Source organism: Aureisphaera galaxeae (assembly GCF_028561275.1).
GTDB lineage: Bacteria > Bacteroidota > Bacteroidia > Flavobacteriales > Flavobacteriaceae > Aureisphaera > Aureisphaera galaxeae.
The window spans coordinates 232,896-250,438 of the sequence record NZ_JAQQTF010000002.1; the positions used below are offsets into that span (position 1 = coordinate 232,896).

The following is a 17,543-nucleotide window of genomic DNA, read 5'->3' on the forward strand; positions in this document are numbered from 1 at the left end:
TCGTCACCCAAAACTTAACCCTATGAAGAAAGTTTTACAATACCTACTCTTAGTAATGGTAGCTGCGCAAGGCTACTGCCAAGAACTTAACTTACCTGTGTTTACACAGTATTTAGCAGACAATGATTTTGTAGTATCTCCCACATTTGCCGGTATTGGTGATAATTTTAGAATTAGAGCCAATGGGTTAACACAATGGGTAGGGATAAAAAATGCACCACAAAACTTGGCATTGTATACCGATATTAGGATTGCAAATCGTTCGGGTGCCGGACTGTCGGCCTATGTGGATAGAAACGGTAATACCCGTCAAAATGGATTTAAACTTTCCTTTGCCCATCACCTTATCTTGGACTTAACAACCCAACAGTATTTATCCTTTGGGTTGTCTTATAATGTCAACAATTTCAGGATTGCCATAGAGGATTTTAATACCACGTATGAAAATCCGACCATAGACCCTAGGGTGACCGACGATCGTTCTACTACGAATCATAATTTCGACGTAGGGGCGCTGTATAGAATAGGGGAGTTTTGGTTAAGCGCCAATGCAAACAATCTTTTACCAAAAGATGAAGATATTTTTACTGGATTTGAGCCCAATGCACTGCTCAACCTCCAGTTTTATTCAGGATATATTTTTAAGTTGAGTAATTATTCCGAAGTTGAGCCTTCGACCTTTGTTCAATTATTTGCTAGTGACGGAAGGTCTAGTACCGATTTAAACTTTAAGTACAGAAAGTATAACGGAAATGATGATTTCTGGTGGGTAGGAGGTTCCTTTAGGTTTTTGAATGACCAAGGAATGATTCCCCTCAATTTAGGTCCTATGGTAGGACTTAAGAAGTCATTTTTCTATGTTTCCTATGCCTACCAGCTTACACTTAATGATTTGACGACGTATAATACCGGAACGCACGCCTTAACGGTTGGGTTCGATTTATTCCAATCCTTAAGTGTTTGTCCGTGTACCAAAGGAAAGTATAGAAAAGGAAACAAATTGTATCAATAAGAAAAATAGTATTTAAGTACTTCGGCATTCATAGGGTTTGCCGAGTGTGCCGATAATTTAAAAAGGAACTATGGAAATTGAAAAAGTAAAGACTGGCTAAAATCTAACCTAGATTTTAAACTTTACTCGAAAACCGGCTGTCATTTTTTGTTCATACGCACAGTCGGTTTTTTCTTTTTATATGGGATAGAAAACGGGTTTTAAAATAAAATCCTATTCAAGTTTTCTCGATAGCTTTTACCCACAGGGATTTCTTCACCTTTTATGCGTACACATTTAGGGTTCTTCGCTTCAACTTTGTCTATCCGTATCAAGAAAGAACGATGTATTCTTGTGAATTCCATTTTATCAGGTAATCGGTCATAAAACTCGGAGATTTTTTCTCGGATAAGGTGCTTTTGATTGTCGGTATGTATTTCAAGATAATTCCCCGACGATTTTGCGTATTGAATGTGGGAAGTTTCCAATTTGATATCATTTCCAGATTCTCGAATAATTATTTCATATTTTTTGCCATTTACCTTTTTCAATAGTATGCGCAGAAATTCTCTTAAAATATCTCTATTATAGGTAAGTATTCTTACTTTAAAGAAGGAATAGATAGCCAATGCCAATGCTAGTAGGATAAGGGAAATGAACCACCAACGTTTCCAAAAGGGAGGTAAAATATAGAATTGAAGTTTCTGGATTTCGATGTTTTCCTCAGCATTATGCGGTTTGCGCCTTATCATAAAGGTATATGATCCAGGTTGCAATTCGGGATATTCTACAAATCTTGATGTTGTGGTATTCCATTCATTTTCGGCTCCCAAAAGACGATATTGATATTCCGTGTTTGGCCCTTTCCTTAATGAGATTGAATTGAAATGAATAGATATGTTGTTTTCATTGTGCTTTAAAGATGCAAGTACATCTTGGTTCGCGACTTCTTGTTTGTTTACCTTCACATTTTCAATTCTTAACCAGCTATGAGGAGGCTTTTCAAAGTTATTGTCTAAAACGCTTTTATGAAAAGAGCACAGTCCATTTTTCGTACCCACCCAAACCGTGTCGTTTATGACCTCAATGTCGTTTACTTCATTGCTTGGTAAGCCTCGGGATGTAGAAATGCCAGAAACGCTATAAGATGATAAGTCTTCATTGAAGTGAATTTTATTCAAACCAGTATTGGTTGCGACATAAACTTCTCGCTCATTTTCTATAAATACTTCCGTGGCTAAATCACTGTAAAGCCCTTTGGATGTGTCAATGGAAAAAACAGAATCTTTTGCCATTACGATAAGGCCTGCTCCCATGGAGGCCATGTAATACCCATGGTTATATCCGTCGATGTCCTCAATTCTATAGGAAAATAAGTTGTGATCGTTACTCAGGTCATACATACTGTCATTCTTAAACTTTTTAAGGCCTAAAGGTGAAGCTATGTAATATTCCAAAGGGGAATCTTGTATGGGCTCTACGTCATGAACCCGATTGTATCTTCGGGAAATATCATTGTAAGTTATTTTTTTTACAAGTTCTTGACTTTCAATAGGAGATGATTCAGAATTATCCGGTAAAATCCAATTGAGAAAATCAGAAGTTAATTCTCCTTTTTGCTCTTCCCAGATTTTAAAGAAATTGGGTTTAACGAGTAGGCGATTTTCTTTGCTGTAGTAAGCCACGTTCATGTTATTATTCATATTGGATGTAAAAATGAGGTTGAAGTCATCTTTATCCTTTTTGAAAACCTGGCCATCCAAATAACCAATGTATAATTGTTTTTCATTGTTTGTTTCTAGTTGAACAGCATTATTACTTCTGGCTAATGTGTGATCTGTATAGTGATGAATACTGCCATTTTTAGCGTAGTAAACTCCCGAATCCAAGGTGCTTATCCAAAATCCCCCCTCATGATCTTCAAAAAGCTTAGTGGCTGACGAGTTAGGTAATAAATGCTCTATGAGCCTTGCATTAAAATCATAAATCTTGACACCACCATGTCTTAGGCCTATCCAGAAATAGTTGTCTTTATACATGCCGGACATGATAATTTTTTTCGTCTCCCCTATGCTTTTTTCGAAAGAATGGGATACCCCCTTAATAGTAAAGCGGTTGTCCTTTACAATTACGCATTTATCGTTTTCCTCAGAATAAAGAACATCGTAGTAATGCCTTTTGGATTCGGATGACGGAATGGTATGAGTAATGTACTTATCTCTATCTAATTCTTCACTCCATAAAAACGTAAGTCCCAATTTCTTGGGTTCAGAATGGATAATGGCATTTTCATGATACAAACCAAATTGGGTGAGATCCTCTACAGTACCTGCCGAATCAATTTTTAAGTATCCAAGGTGCCCATTAAAGATTAAATAGACGGTACCGTTTTCTACATAAAGATCAGTTATAATTCTTCCGTCATTTTCATGGCTTAATAAATGATTGAAGCAATATTCTTCGAACTTCTCTAGTTCTGGATCGTAATAGAATAGTTTTTTGTTCAGGGTAGAACACCAAAAAGTACCATCGGGTTGTTCGTAGAAGTTAAAAACAGTTATGTCTGTAAGTCCTTCCTTTAATCCGTATTTTTTGAAATCGTAACCGTCATATCTTGTAATACCACGATCCGTGGCAAACCAAATAAATCCATTCTTATCCTGTACAATATCATATGTTTCAGAGCTCGTTAAACCGTGATTGGTATTGTAATTTGTATAGATCCATTCTTGAGCGATACCCCAATTGGGAAGAAGTAAAAGAATGATTGTAAAAAGGTGTCTGTTTATTTCGGATAGAAGTTCCGTAAGCATATTGTTTTAAAAGGGGCTTTAATAATAATACTGCATTCTTTGAATCATCAAATAGTAGTAGGCAATCGAAATTAGGATAATTGTTACACAGGAAACCACGATAACTTAAAATTGTTGTGAATTTTCATCACATTTTCTTACTAATTAGTCCCAATATGAGAAATACGCGGAAAATATTTGTCCCTTTTTTCAATGTTTTTGTCACAAAGGGGTTCTATGGCTGAAGAATCTATAAGGTCCGCACGTTAACTTCGGGACCGTCCTTTTGTATTCTTTTATACAAGGAACACAAAATTTTTTAACCTTCAACCATTACATTGATTATGATGAAAACCTCAAAATTACATCTCAAATTAGTATCCCTCTTTTTATTCTTTATTTCCGTTTCTCATATCACCAATGCACAACAATATGATACCTGGGCCTTTGGGGAAGGTGCTGGGTTCAATATCTTCGATTTTACGGCTCCTATTCCTTCAGATATAAATATGTTGGAAGCAACAGCATCCTATTGCGATGGTGCAGGAAATCTTCTTTTTTATACCGATGGGACAAACATATATAACCCAATAGCTGGTGATTGTTTGGGTTGCCTCAATGGAAATCCGAACGGTACTTTGGCATACCAAGGCGTGGTTATCGTTCCTAAACCCGGAGGGGCTGTTGATGAGTTCTATATTTTTACAGTTTCTGATACTGGGATTATAAATCACGGACTGAGTTATTATGAATACAATGCAACTACGGGAGCACTTTCTGGTATTACAACCATGGGTATTTCTGCAGGGACCAATGGAGGCTATTGCCAAGAAAGAGTGACGGCAGTCCCCAATTGTGATGGTACGGGATATTGGGTAGTGGTAAAACCCATTATTTTACCTTCCGGAACGTTTGCGCTACCGTCCCCAGTAAATCCTGGTACTGGAACCAATTCTTCTTTGTATGCCTATGAAGTAACAGCTGCGGGTGTAAGTAACACGCCTGTAATAAGTGATGCTGGGTATGCATCCACTACTGGCTTTAATATGAAAGGACAAGCCAAGTTTTCTCCCAATAAAGATTATTTCGCGATTTCAGAGCATGTGTCACCTATACAAGGAAGGGTTCACCTATTTCGATTTAATGCTGCGACTGGAGTTTTTCACAAACTTCAGGTAATGCCCTATCAGTCGAGTCAGACTTGTTTAGGGGCATCTTTTAGCCCTAATTCTAACCTACTATATGCTAGTGGTGGGGGTATGTTTTTGGGACAGGCCAGTGTGCGCCAATACGACCTTTCTACCATTCCCGCAAACCCAACCGCAGCACCTGCTAATTGTGATTTTAATGTTCCAAATATTCCTACCATATCCAATCCGAATACGAGCCTGCAACTAACGACCAATGGGGAAATAATTAGTTCTAGGGATGGAAGCTATGAGATCGATGTAATTTATACTCCCAATTCCGTGGGATGCGCTGCAATGAATTATACCGAAGGTGACGTTACCGTGGGTACTCCTGGGGGTGCATTAAGCCGATGGGGATTACCCAATAATATAGATGGAACTATAGAAAGTATAGAACCGACCCTTCAAGCGTTCGAACGGGATTGCTTAACCTATCGATTTTGGCTTTCAGGTTGTGATGATACAATTCAATGGGATTTTGGGGATGGCGAAATTATCACTGGATCTCCCGATGATTCTGTTAGTACAGGAACTACCAGCGGGACACTTCTGTTTCCCGAACATATCTTTCCTGGGAATGGCACATACAATGTAAGCGTAACTTTTGGCGGAACTACCCTCAATACAGTTATTGAAATAATGGGAGAGACTCCAGAGATCGAAGCTGTTGGTTTTCCCATATGCGATGGAACTACCACCGCTACGATAAATGTTACCAATTCAGCATTGTTTCCGGGAGGAATTACCTGGACCGACTGTTCGGATCCTTCGAATCCCTATACATTGCCTACAGAATCGGGAACAAGTTATACGATAGACCCTTCCGTTGTACCTGATGGGATTTATACACTGTGCATAGAGGGTATAGACGATGCAGGCTGTATCGGATCTGCAACGTATACTTTTTCTACCGATCAAGGCGAATGGCCCAAAACGAGTAACGACACAGACTCTTGGGACCAAGGGAATGCTACCGATATGGATCAGCATCATGACATATATATGGCAGGGGAGTTCGATGATTATGTGGAGTTCGATGATTTTCCCGTTGTGGGAAGCACACTGGCCTCCAGAAATGCTTATCTCACTAAGTACGATGATTGTGAAGGCTTGGAATGGGTAGCAAGAACTATATCCAATCAAATGGTGTCCCGTACGAGCATGTCTGTAAATAGAGGTAATAATAGGGTATATGTAACGGGACGTTGTGAAGGCTCTACCCAATTTTTCTCAGGAGATGGTCCTGACGGCCCTAGTCCAGGTGGTAGTATTACGAAGAATGGAAATGGTATTTACATTGCCATTTATAAATACAATGGGCAACTGGTTCACGTAGAGATGATTTATGACACCCCTGTGTTCCGACATAAGTCTTCCCATATTGCTGCAAGTCCTACCAATGCTCCCGTGGAGCACAATGTTTATGTCGCTATAAACGAAGAGGTTTTGGTGCCTGGAAATGATACTAGAATACGTGTGGTTGCATTTTCACATGTAAGTGGTCCAACACTAAATTTTAAATGGTCAACCCCGTTGGAGTCTAGCCGTTGGGAAACTCAGATACAGGATATTAGTGCTTATAAAAGAACCGTTGCCATTACGGGATATTTTAGAAGGGACTTGTTCTATTTTAACCCAACAATGACCGCTTTAGGAGCGAATACGGGGAATCAAGAAGCCTATGTTGCGACTATGGAAGATAACGGCACTTTTCCATCGTATGATTTAGACCTTACCAAACCCATGGTGAACTCCTTCAACAATGTGATGAATTCGGTAGGAAGGGGAGTACAACTAGCAAATTCGAATACCCTCTACCTTATAGGGAATTATACAAATGCGGTGAACGAGCCTTTTGGGATTGCTGGAGTGTTGCCTCATGACCCGAATCCTAATGTATTTGCAAACTATGCTGTTAGATTAGGAACGATTGCTTCACAGAACTGGCATAGATCGATTTGGAGCAAGAGTAATATGTATGCCGGCGATGTTGCATATCCGTATACTAGTGGAGAAGTGTATTTTACCGGAAATTTTAAAGGTGAAAATTTCTTCATTCAAAATGATAATTTAGCCTCATTTTCCAGTATTCAACGAAGCTATGTACTTTCAATGTCTACAAATGGGGATTACCTGTCCCCGGAAAGTTGGCAGAATTTTTCTACGACCACATCAGGAAATGAATATATCTATCCCATCCGTATGACTGCCAATCATGAAAACGTATATGTTACAGGTGTTTATAAGGGAACCCAAAGTATGATCAATGATATTGCCACTAATTCACCACTTACTTCCACTCCCGGAGCTATAAACAACAGTTTTTTATGGCGTTTTGATGCCAATGTGGGAGGAATTTCAAAACTTTCTGGTACGACCCCCGAAGAGGAGAAAGGAAAGTCAGTATTGGATAAAGTAACCATTTACCCTAATCCATCGGACCATATGGTGCACATACGGTCCCTGAAAACCGAAGATGAGAATATGGAAGTTTCTGTTTTCGATACTACAGGAAAATTGATCCATAATCAATCTGCCGATGCTCGCGGAATGGATATAGATGTGACTGCATGGAAATCTGGAATTTATTTTGTTCAAATACGTGTTAACGGAGAAAAATTCATGGAAAAATTAGTGCGAGAATAAGTTACGATCTTAATCATATAGATGAATGCCCAAACACTTCCCTATATGGTCATTTTAAAGAATCCTAATTCGTATATGCAATTCAATAAAGTCATAATTTAAAATTCTTGTTTATGAAAAACCCACTTATTTATTATCTGATATTTGTTTCAACCACCCTTCAAGCCCAAATTGTTAATGTACCTGATCCGAATTTTAAAAATGCATTGGTGAATGATAATGTGGCTCTTCTATATAGTGAACCTGGAATGCCTCCACAAGATGTTGATACGAACGACGACGGAGAAATTCAGATTTCTGAAGCCTTGGATGTGTGGAGGATAGATCTTGACTTCAAGAATATATCTTCCTTACAAGGGATTGAGGAATTTATCGAAATAGAATGGTTATTGTGCTATCAGAACGAAATTTCAACTTTAGACATTTCCAATAATGTTAAACTTGAGTTTCTTGTTTTATCATTTAATGAAATTACTCAGATAGATGTATCACAGAACATAAATCTAGAAGTACTCCGATTAGGTCATAACCAACTGAGTCAGCTTGATGTTACAAACAATCAAAACCTAATAGAATTGAGTTGCGGTAATAATGAACTATCCAGTCTGGATGTATCCCAAAATATTAATTTATCCACCTTGTTATGCGGGTTTAATGAACTTGACTATCTAGACATACAGCAGAACGTTAACCTGATAAACTTGTGGTGTTCGACCAACCAACTAGAGAATTTGGACATTAGCAACAATCTTGATCTTGTAAATTTGTCTTGCGACTTTAACCAATTAACTACATTGGATGTCTCACAGCACTCAAATTTGCAAGATTTATGGTGTAGAGGGAATAAGTTAATTGAGTTAAACCTAAAAAATGGAAATAATGTGAATCTTGATTCGATGCTTGCTGATTTAAACCCTGATCTTTATTGCATTTCGGTAGATGATATTGAATATGCTAACACAGCGGAAGATTGGTTTATTGATTCACAATCCTATTATAGTGAAAGTTGCAAATTAGGTGCTGAGAGTTTTAAGGACTCAGAGTTTGTTGTATTTCCAAATCCCGTACGGAATGTACTAAGCATAGGATCACCGTCTGATATTCAACATTATGTGATCGAAGTTTACTCGACCAAAGGTGAATTATTATTAAGTACCGCTAAATCTGAAATCAATGTTTCAAACTTTCCTTCGGGTATTTATTACATTAAGATTTCAACAGACGAGCATTTTACCGTTAAAAAGTTTATGAAATCGTGATTCACTTTTAATATCTTTTAAAATGGGATGCCATCGTGTTTCCATCTATAAGCAATTGAATGAAGTAATTACGTAGTTCAAATGAATACTAATAGCTATGATTTTAAGGAAAAGTTGATTCGTAACTAATGGACCTGCTATTCCAAATAGGATAATATGGAATTAGGTAATAGATATCCTCATTTCATTCATCACCCATATTGTTAAAGAGCACCTCATTCGGGGTGCTTTTTATATAAACCTATCTATATGTGATCAACGCGTATGGGGCGTAAAGATTATAAATTGTAAGTCGTAATTGCTCAGGAATTGTCCTGCCGAAAATAAGGCTTTTAACTACTTGATTATGAAGCCTTATCCTTATGTATTCGCTTTTAATTGGTTGATATTTAACTCATTAATATTTGAAGCGAAACATCATGAAAACAATCAAGAGATTAACTTTACTTTTTATTCCCCTAGTACTTATCGGGTGTCGGGTGCCCATTGCTGTAGAGACTACGCCAATAGATCCAACGGATACGTCACAACCCATGCTAACCCAACAAAGCCTTAGCGTCATTGGTGTTGGGGGGCATATTTTCGATCTGGAACGTTACGAAACCATTCAGACAATAAATATAGACCAAGGCTTGTCCCTCGTCTTCAATGCACAAGACAGAGGGTCTGGAGTTCAGAGTATTCGGGTACGAGGAGAATTTAGGTATAACTGTGGTGTTGGTTCGGGAACCCAAAGAACTTGGGAGATCGATTTGGACAATACGTTGGCTGCAGAGCCGGGGGAACGTGTACGTGTGGCTGCCGGCGTGAGTAAAATGTTTAAGATCAGGGATGTCTATGACGAATCGGACTGCGATATAGATGCTATGGATATTAACCCTCCTTTCATTACATGCACTTTAGAAGTTACGGCTATGGATTATATGGGTAATTCGGGAACAGAAAATTTCAGATTCACATTGATCCCGACACGGGGAGCGAATGATCTAGTTATCCTATAGTTCGAAGGTTCATTTAAACAGTAAGAGCCTTTGGAACCTAATAGCAGTTAAAGGGATTGTACGGTTTTGTGTTACATTAGCAACATGAATCCGAAACAGATCACAAACGCATATCTAGATGCTCTAAGAAAGGGAGACCTTTCAGCGGTTGTAAACCTCTTTTCTGAAAAGGGTGAGGTGATATCTCCAGTGTATGGAAATATGCCCGCTAAGACGTTCTACGAGACCTTATTTGCAGATACGAAGGAATCTCAACTCATCCTCAAGGGAATATTTAGGGAAATAGACAAGCCCAACGAATTTGCCATTTATTTCACCTATCAATGGACGTTGGCGGATGGCAACCAGGTAAAATTCGATGTTGTGGATGTCGTAGTACTAAATGGAGCAGGAAAGATTGAAACCTTGACCATTATCTACGATACCCAAGAAAGCAATCCTGCAGTGGCTCAACTAAGAAAATAAAAAAACCCTCTTTGGTTAAAAGAGGGTTTCTATGGTCATTTGGTTAGCTGTGGGGATAAATAGCTTAACGCTCTACAATAATAAACTCGGAACGTCTATTCGTTTGGTGATCTTCCTCAGAACAGTTCTTACCGCATTCTACGGCAGGCTTGTCCAATCCGAATCCTTGACCACTGATTCGGGAGGCATCGATCCCTTGAGAAATTACATATTGCACCGTAGACTGTGCTCTGCTATCGGATAATTTTCTGTTGTAGTCGGCATTACCACGGGTATCGGTATGACTCTCTACCTTAATTACCATATTCGGGTATTTCTTCATAATACCTACCAACTTATCCAATTCGAAAGCCGCCTGAGGCTTAATGTTGTGTTTGTTATAATCGAACAAAATAGGATTCAATACAATCTTATCGTCTACGATAATAGCTTCGATAGGACGGAGCTCAATGGTTTTTGTAACTTTTCCATTTCCGCTAGCTTCTACAGCAACAGCATTACTCTCGAACCCTGACATCACGGCTTGCACCACATGCTCCTTCTCGCATTCTGCCAATAGGTTTCCACGTCCATTTTCGGCAGTGGTTTTAGAACTCAAACGGTTCTCCTGATTGTCGTATAGATCCAAGCGCGCTCCAAAAATAGGCTCACTAGTATATTCGTTCACTACAAGAATGTCCATATCTACATCGCAAGGAGGCTCAACCGCCGTAATGCGATAGATATCGTGATTTCCTTTTCCTCCCGCTCTGTTGGACGACATAAAACCTGTTTCGGTAGCCGGATCGAAAGTGAAAGCGATATCGTCTGCTTCACTATTGGCCCCTTTTCCTAGGTTCATTGGTGACTGAAATGATCTTCCGTTCGCTGCTGCATAGAAACCATCCAATCTTCCCAGTCCTTGGTGTCCATCACTAGAGAAGTATAGGCCACCATTAGAATCTACATAAGGGAATACTTCATTTCCTTCGGTATTGATGTGATCTCCCAAGCGCTCGGGAGTTCCCAGTTCACCACTGCTTCCAATAGAAACTTTATAGAGGTCGAATTTTCCTTTTCCGCCAGGCATATCGCTAGAGAAATATAGCGTAGAGCCGTCAGAACTTAAGGCTGGATGCTGAATGGAATATTCTGTACTGTTGAAAGGTGCAGAAAATACCCCTTTCCAGTTTCCATCTATCAATTCGGTATAGTACAAGTTTATTTGGTTAATTCCATCTTCACTTTTCTGGAATTTACCATTCAAGTAATCATTTCTATCGAAATACATGCGCTGTCCATCCTTGGTAATGGCAATAACCCCTTCGTGGTACTTGGTGTTTACATCACCCTCTAATAAGTCGGCATTTTTAATCGTGTTACCTACGGTTTTTGCCTTATAGATATCCAAGAAAGGTTGCTCATCCCAATGGTATTTCTTACGTGCTGCATTTCGTGCAGAGGAGAAATAGAAATCCTTACCTATCAAAATACCTCCAAATTCGGAAGCAGGCGTATTGAGATCCTCTAGGTTCTTTGCTTCAAATCGAGCAAAGTCTTCCATGATTTGTGGTACATAATTCGGGTTTTTCATGAATTCTTTCGCACGTGAATCGTTGGGCGACATTTCGGCGAATTTCTTCATCCAAGTATTATAGTCGCTAAACTTTCCATTAGCTTTTAAGGCCTGTGCGTAGTTATAGATAACCTCCGGCTTAACCTTTCTTCCTTTAGCCACCCTTTTGTAATAGGTTTCCGCTTTTTTTGTGTCGTTAATATAATAGTAGCTGTTCGCCAGTCGCTCGAACACATAGCGACTTCCTTTTCCTTTTTTCAGGAGTTTTCTATAAGCATCGGCAGCATCTGTATAGGCGAGACGGTCGTATAATTCGTCTGCTTTTTTAGTGTCTTTATTCTGTGCGGATCCAATCGTTACCGCCAAGATCATAAGAAGTGTACATATTTTTTTCATGAGAATGTCTTAAGCTTTGATTAGAAATATAATGGTGAGCGTAACGATTTTTTCTTGAATAGAAGATCGAACGACAAGATCACTTCGTGAGAAGCACTTGCTACCTCGCTCAAATCACTGGTTACACTATCGTAAGCGTACCCGACTCTAAGATACGGAGTTACTTGAAAACCTACCAAACCACTGAACGAGTCATCCAAGCGGTAGGAGGCTCCTATTTCGAACTTCTCATAGAAAAGGGCATTTAAGTTTCCGTCGTAAGACAGAGGAGCATCGAATGCCGATTTCACCATTACAGAAGGTTTCAACTTCACATTGTCCGAAACTTGGAATACGTATCCCGCGGTTCCGAAGTAATGCTGTGTTTCAGAACCAATCTTAAGCCCATTTTCGTCGATATGTACCGAGTTTAGCATGTTGGGTACAGAAACTCCTACATAGAAGTTTTCTCCGTAAAAGAAGGCCCCAGCCCCCACATTAGGGTATACATTGCTAATGTCCTGGGTGAAGAATGGATCGTTAGGGTCCTGTAATTCTAATGTGGAAAGTCCTACATCGTGAAAAGTAGCTCCGGCTTTTACCCCCAATGCCAGTTTCAAGTTATCCGAAACTTGAAGCGTATAGGAGTAGTCGATCATTACATTGGTCTCCTTAACAGGTCCTAGTTCATCTTTAATGGCCGAAAGTCCTAATCCCATTTTATCGGTGATAGGAGTGTGCCCCGAAAAGGTAATGGTTTCGGGAGCTCCATCCAGACCTGACCATTGTTGACGGTACAGTGCCGTTAGTGATAGATTTTCTTTAATACCGGCATAAGCGGGATTCACCACATTCATGTTGTACATGTACTGGGTGTACTGCGGATCCTGCTGGGCATTCATGTCTTGCAGAAAGAATACGGCCAGTAAGAAGGGTACTATATATATATTTTTCATTGTATACATGTTGACTATAATTTTCGGTTAGCAGTTTTTAGCGTTCTTTGTTTAAGTAAATCCATCCTGTGGCCTGTGGCCCGTAGACATCGTCCGCGTTCAGGAAGTCGATTACATAGAAATAAGTTCCTGTTGGCAGCTCATTTCCGTCCGTATCCTGTCCAACCCATTCGTTAATGTAGTTGGATTTTTCGAACACTAATGTTCCTAGTCTGTTAAAAATTTGAAGTTTAGTAATTCCGCCGGTTCTATCGGAAAGGAATTCCAAATCCAATTCATCGTTCATTCCAGGGGATCCATTCGGGGAAATCCCTTGAGAAATCACGCAATTATCAACATCATACAAAGTAACTGCAACTTCATTCTCACCCGTACATTCGCCTTTGGTGGCAATCACAGAATAAAACTGTGTACCCATGGTTCCTGCTGGGATTGTGAAAGTTAAAGTGCTAGCCGTTTCTCCAGTTAAAATATCCCCGTTTAGGTACCACTGGTAGGTGGCTTCTGCGTCGCTTGCCGTCGCGGAAATCGTTTGGGCTTCTTCTGGACACGTTCTAAAATCGGGAGTAACCTCTACTGTAATGGGGTCACTTATAAAGATATCAATACTATCGGTAACCACACAAGGTCCTACCGTAATTTCTAAGGTGTACGTGCCAGTAGCATCTACTGTAATAGAAGATGAAGTCTCGCCCGTGCTCCAAGCATAGCTAATGCCGTCGGTATTTCCAGTAATGTCTGGAATGATATCGAAGATACCTCCGTCACATAATATTTGGTCTGGTCCTAAATCCAAAGTTGGGATTTCGGTAACCTGAATGGTAGTCGAAAGTGTTTCTTCACTACAAGGAAGCGAAGTAACTACAACCGTATAGGTTCCCGCAGCAGAAGGCGTGTAAGTAGCATCGGTAGAAACTACGGTTCCTCCACCATCGGTCCATTCGTATGTTACGATGGAAAGGTCTACATCCGGATTCTGCGGAGTAGCATCCAAGGTAGGGAAACCATCGGAGCTACACAGATCGTAGTCTGATTGTAGGTCGATTTGGAAATCCAAAATTAAATCTAGAATAAGATCGAAGTCTACCACACTGAAACAGGTAGGCTCATCAAAATCTTCCACCCTTACATATATGGTCTCTGGACTTGCAGTGTTCACATAAGCATCTGGCGTTGCAATTGCATTTACACCAGCGTCCGCTTCTAAAGAAGTAACGTGGAAGCTTACGTTGAACATCGCTGGATCTTGACCATCCAATACCGTATCGATTACCGAAGTAAGATCGAAGGTGGCATTTCCAGAATCTTCTTCACAAATCATGATATCGTCTGGTTCTACGATTTGTGGTGGTGTGTTTTCTAAAGTTAAGGTAATGTCATCTATAGCAAGGTCGTTTCCACAACCTCCCGGTGCGTTATTAATAAGCACCAATTGAATATCGGTATTACTTCCTGTGTTGAAGTCGATAAAGAACTCCTGCCAATCTGGTTCTGGACCGTTAGGGATATCCCCAGTGTTGGTTTCGGCGATGAGCGCTCCTACCGGATCTTCAATTCTAAAGATTACGTTCGAAGGAATACTACTTCCGCCACAGATGCCTGTATCGGTATCATATACGGTGGTAATCCATGCACTGAAGGCGTAATCGGTATCTTCATTAAGTGTAATCGTTCTTCGGTAGAACTCACCCACTGCGAAATCTGCATTCACAAATAAAGCACGACCACCTACATCATCTGGTGTGTGGTCTTCCATATCCAAGTGCCAACCACTATTCAATCCATTGGAAGTGTTCGTAATGGTATATTGGCCATCTTCTACTTGGGTGGCGTCATTACAAATGTAAGTTGTAGTAGCAGTTCCCAAGTCGCAAACACGTCCAGATCCCGTTCCAAAGTTCTCTTCAAAATCGATGAAGGAACATTCAGGATCAATTGTACAATCTGGACTGGTAAGGAAATTAATGGTAACTGAATCCGTTAGGGTACATCCAGCAACGGTCACCTCTACAGTATAAGTGTCTGTAGAAGTAACAGTGATACTAGAGGTAGTTTCACCCGTACTCCATAAGTATGTGGCTCCAGAAGTATTACCTTCTAACTCGGCAACTATTTCATGTGAAGGGGTATCGCAGAAATAACGATCGTCTCCTAGTTCTACACTAAAATCGGCGTCTGGAATTACTTCCACTTCATCGGTCAATATTACTTCGTCACCATTACAGTTGGTGTAGGTAATTCTAGCGGTGTAGGTAGCATTTCCACTGGGGCATACATTTACGGTAGGATCGGTGCCTATTACGTTTCCGTCTGCATCCAACCATTCGAATTCGTAGGTAGGAGCACCTGCAGGTGAAAATTGCCAAGCCTCGTTATTGGTAGTCCATGGAGAATCCGAAGTCTGTCTTCCTGGTGGAACGTATGCAGTATCACCAGCGTCATTCTGGATTCCGATTACGGCATTTCCACTGTTCCAACTATCGCAAGTAGGCTTGTCTTGAATGTATACTTCTACTACATTAGAGAATTCATAGAAAACCATCATTTGTGTAGCAAGAAGGTCATTACAAGAGAACATGGGTACTTCGAAGTAAGAAACCACCAATACACGATTGGGGAATTCTCCTAACACCTCGTAGGCAATCTCTTCGGTGGTCGATACCGAAGGATCGATATCATGACAGGGACTAAAAACATTGGCCTCACTTAGTGTCTCGTTAGTGTTGTTAGGCAAGTCTTCTGAAAAAGACCATCCGTTGGTTGTATCTCCTGGATCCACATCGAATCGAATAACTCCGTTGGATCCTACTTGAAATTGGGTTTCAATATTTTCGAAAAAACAAAAATCAAAAGGTAGATCATCTACTACCGACCAGGCATCATCAATGTCTGGGTTTAATGGGTTTGCCAATCCGTTAAATGGGAATGGGGGGTTATAATCGATGCTATTTACATTGTAAGCATTCGATATGGTCTCGAAAGTCTCCAAGAAGGAGGCAGTTAGGTCTACACATCCTCCACTACCACACGGGATCGATACATCGGGTCCAGCATCCACAAAAAGAGAACCAGGACCTTGTGCATGAAGCTCGTCCGAAGTAGTAATGAAAAAACAGGTTATAAAGGAAAATAACAAATAGTAGAACTTGCGATTCCTAACGGAATCGAAGTTAAGTAGTGGTGTATTCATTTTTTGGTATTGGTTTTGGTCACGCTAAAATATAGAAATTTGAAGATTCTTACCTTAATAGTAACTTTTTTAGATGAAATGTGAGAATTTTAGGATAAAAAACTGTGATTTTTCGGTTAAATGTTAATGAATGTCGAAAATGGCATATACGGGAAAATGATCGCTATATCCACCAAGATATTTCTTCCCGACATAGGTTCTAAAAGGAAGTCCTTTGTACTTTCCTTTACGTTCCCGTAACTCTTCAGGATTAAAAATGGAAGCCTTCTTAAATCGGAAGGGATTTTCATGTCCTTTCAAAAAATTATGGGATATGATAATTTGATCGAACAAATGCCAGTTTTCACGGTGCTTTAAAGTGCCTTCATATTTGGTTAAAAGTACTTCCATGGGATTGTATAACTCCCCATTCACAAGGGTTTTTATGCTTTCACTATTGGGGTCATCATTAAAGTCGCCCATGATGACGATTCGAGCTTCAGGATCGTTGGCGTATATCTCATCCAGAATCTCTAAGTTCTTCTTTGCAGCAGCAATACGCTTGTGGGCTGTTTCTTCCGTACCTTTTCTACGCGATGGCCAATGATTCACTAGCAGGTGAAGCATTTGTCCTTCCAGTTCACCCTTTACGTAGAGAATGTCTCGGGTATAATCCCTCTCGCCAAACTCATTGGTGAGATATACGGTATAGGTATTGGCCTCTATCACCTCAAATATCTTCTTACGGTAGAGTAGGGCTGTATCAATGCCCCGTTCATCGGAAGAATCGAAGTGCACAAAGTCGTAGCCTTTTTTCTTGAGGAATTTGGAGTCAATAAGATCCCTTAAAACCGCGGCGTTTTCCATTTCGGCTAAACCCAATATAGCTGGCGGATAACCGACATCCTCATATCCAATATTCGAAATAACGCGGCCCATTTTCTTCAGCTTCTTGCGGTAGCGTTTTTCATTCCAATCCTTATCCGAATCGGGAGTGAAATCGTCATCCAATGTGTTTGGGTCGTCTGTAGTATCGAAGAGGTTTTCGAGATTGTAGAATGCTATGGAATAACGATGGTCTTTTTTTGAGGAGTTTTTCGACATGCATCAATTTTGAACCTAAAATACAAAATTTGGCAACAAA

At 40.0% G+C, this 17,543-nt stretch carries 10 protein-coding genes; 5 read left to right on the forward strand and 5 right to left on the reverse strand.

Annotated features, from left to right (window positions below; translation table 11 throughout):
• Positions 1 to 22: 22 nt before the first annotated feature.
• Entirely contained in the window at positions 23 to 1,012 is a 990-nt protein-coding gene (locus POV27_RS00875; protein ID WP_272860837.1) for a PorP/SprF family type IX secretion system membrane protein, read from the forward strand.
• Positions 1,013 to 1,212: 200 nt separating this feature from the next.
• On the opposite strand, the gene POV27_RS00880 is transcribed toward POV27_RS00875, so the two are convergent.
• Positions 1,213 to 3,804: a LytTR family transcriptional regulator DNA-binding domain-containing protein gene (locus POV27_RS00880; protein WP_272860838.1), complete on the reverse strand. Its 2,592-nt coding sequence runs from the start codon at positions 3,802 to 3,804 to the stop codon at positions 1,213 to 1,215.
• Between the two features lie 323 nt (positions 3,805 to 4,127).
• Here POV27_RS00880 and POV27_RS00885 point away from each other — a divergent pair, with 323 nt between their 5' ends.
• The 4 genes from POV27_RS00885 to POV27_RS00900 all read left to right on the forward strand — a co-directional run bounded on the left by POV27_RS00885 (position 4,128) and on the right by POV27_RS00900 (position 10,344).
• Positions 4,128 to 7,619: a T9SS type A sorting domain-containing protein gene (locus POV27_RS00885; protein ID WP_272860839.1), complete on the forward strand. Its 3,492-nt coding sequence runs from the start codon at positions 4,128 to 4,130 to the stop codon at positions 7,617 to 7,619.
• Positions 7,620 to 7,732: 113 nt separating this feature from the next.
• Positions 7,733 to 8,878, forward strand: coding sequence for a T9SS type A sorting domain-containing protein (locus POV27_RS00890; RefSeq protein WP_272860840.1), 1,146 nt, complete (start codon positions 7,733 to 7,735; stop codon positions 8,876 to 8,878).
• A gap of 419 nt (positions 8,879 to 9,297) precedes the next feature.
• Positions 9,298 to 9,879: a hypothetical protein gene (locus tag POV27_RS00895; RefSeq protein WP_272860841.1), complete on the forward strand. Its 582-nt coding sequence runs from the start codon at positions 9,298 to 9,300 to the stop codon at positions 9,877 to 9,879.
• 84 nt (positions 9,880 to 9,963) lie between these two features.
• Positions 9,964 to 10,344 (forward strand): nuclear transport factor 2-like protein, encoded by a 381-nt coding sequence (locus POV27_RS00900; protein ID WP_272860842.1) that lies wholly within the window; start codon positions 9,964 to 9,966, stop codon positions 10,342 to 10,344.
• A gap of 64 nt (positions 10,345 to 10,408) precedes the next feature.
• Here the strand turns inward: POV27_RS00900 and POV27_RS00905 are convergent, their stop codons facing one another.
• From POV27_RS00905 to POV27_RS00920, 4 genes are all read right to left on the reverse strand, one after another.
• The gene (locus POV27_RS00905; RefSeq protein ID WP_272860843.1) at positions 10,409 to 12,295 is read right to left on the reverse strand and encodes an OmpA family protein; all 1,887 of its coding nucleotides are present in this window, start codon (positions 12,293 to 12,295) and stop codon (positions 10,409 to 10,411) included.
• 20 nt (positions 12,296 to 12,315) lie between these two features.
• Positions 12,316 to 13,230: a PorP/SprF family type IX secretion system membrane protein gene (locus tag POV27_RS00910; protein ID WP_272860844.1), complete on the reverse strand. Its 915-nt coding sequence runs from the start codon at positions 13,228 to 13,230 to the stop codon at positions 12,316 to 12,318.
• 37 nt (positions 13,231 to 13,267) lie between these two features.
• On the reverse strand, positions 13,268 to 16,420 hold the full coding sequence (locus tag POV27_RS00915) for a T9SS type B sorting domain-containing protein (RefSeq protein ID WP_272860845.1): 3,153 nt from the start codon (positions 16,418 to 16,420) through the stop codon (positions 13,268 to 13,270).
• A gap of 123 nt (positions 16,421 to 16,543) precedes the next feature.
• Entirely contained in the window at positions 16,544 to 17,503 is a 960-nt protein-coding gene (locus tag POV27_RS00920; protein WP_272860846.1) for an endonuclease/exonuclease/phosphatase family protein, read from the reverse strand.
• Between the last annotated feature and the right edge of the window lie 40 nt (positions 17,504 to 17,543).

Excerpts from the sequence above, each read along its gene's own strand:
- POV27_RS00885 (WP_272860839.1), top strand. The coding sequence starts at position 4,128 with ATGATGAAAACCTCAAAATTACATCTCAAATTAGTATCCCTCTTTTTA.
- POV27_RS00910 (WP_272860844.1), bottom strand. The coding sequence starts at position 13,230 with ATGAAAAATATATATATAGTACCCTTCTTACTGGCCGTATTCTTTCTG.
- POV27_RS00920 (WP_272860846.1), bottom strand. The coding sequence starts at position 17,503 with ATGTCGAAAAACTCCTCAAAAAAAGACCATCGTTATTCCATAGCATTC.
- POV27_RS00890 (WP_272860840.1), top strand. The coding sequence starts at position 7,733 with ATGAAAAACCCACTTATTTATTATCTGATATTTGTTTCAACCACCCTT.
- POV27_RS00905 (WP_272860843.1), bottom strand. The coding sequence starts at position 12,295 with ATGAAAAAAATATGTACACTTCTTATGATCTTGGCGGTAACGATTGGA.
- POV27_RS00875 (WP_272860837.1), top strand. The coding sequence starts at position 23 with ATGAAGAAAGTTTTACAATACCTACTCTTAGTAATGGTAGCTGCGCAA.
- POV27_RS00895 (WP_272860841.1), top strand. The coding sequence starts at position 9,298 with ATGAAAACAATCAAGAGATTAACTTTACTTTTTATTCCCCTAGTACTT.
- POV27_RS00880 (WP_272860838.1), bottom strand. The coding sequence starts at position 3,804 with ATGCTTACGGAACTTCTATCCGAAATAAACAGACACCTTTTTACAATC.
- POV27_RS00900 (WP_272860842.1), top strand. The coding sequence starts at position 9,964 with ATGAATCCGAAACAGATCACAAACGCATATCTAGATGCTCTAAGAAAG.
- POV27_RS00915 (WP_272860845.1), bottom strand. The coding sequence starts at position 16,420 with ATGAATACACCACTACTTAACTTCGATTCCGTTAGGAATCGCAAGTTC.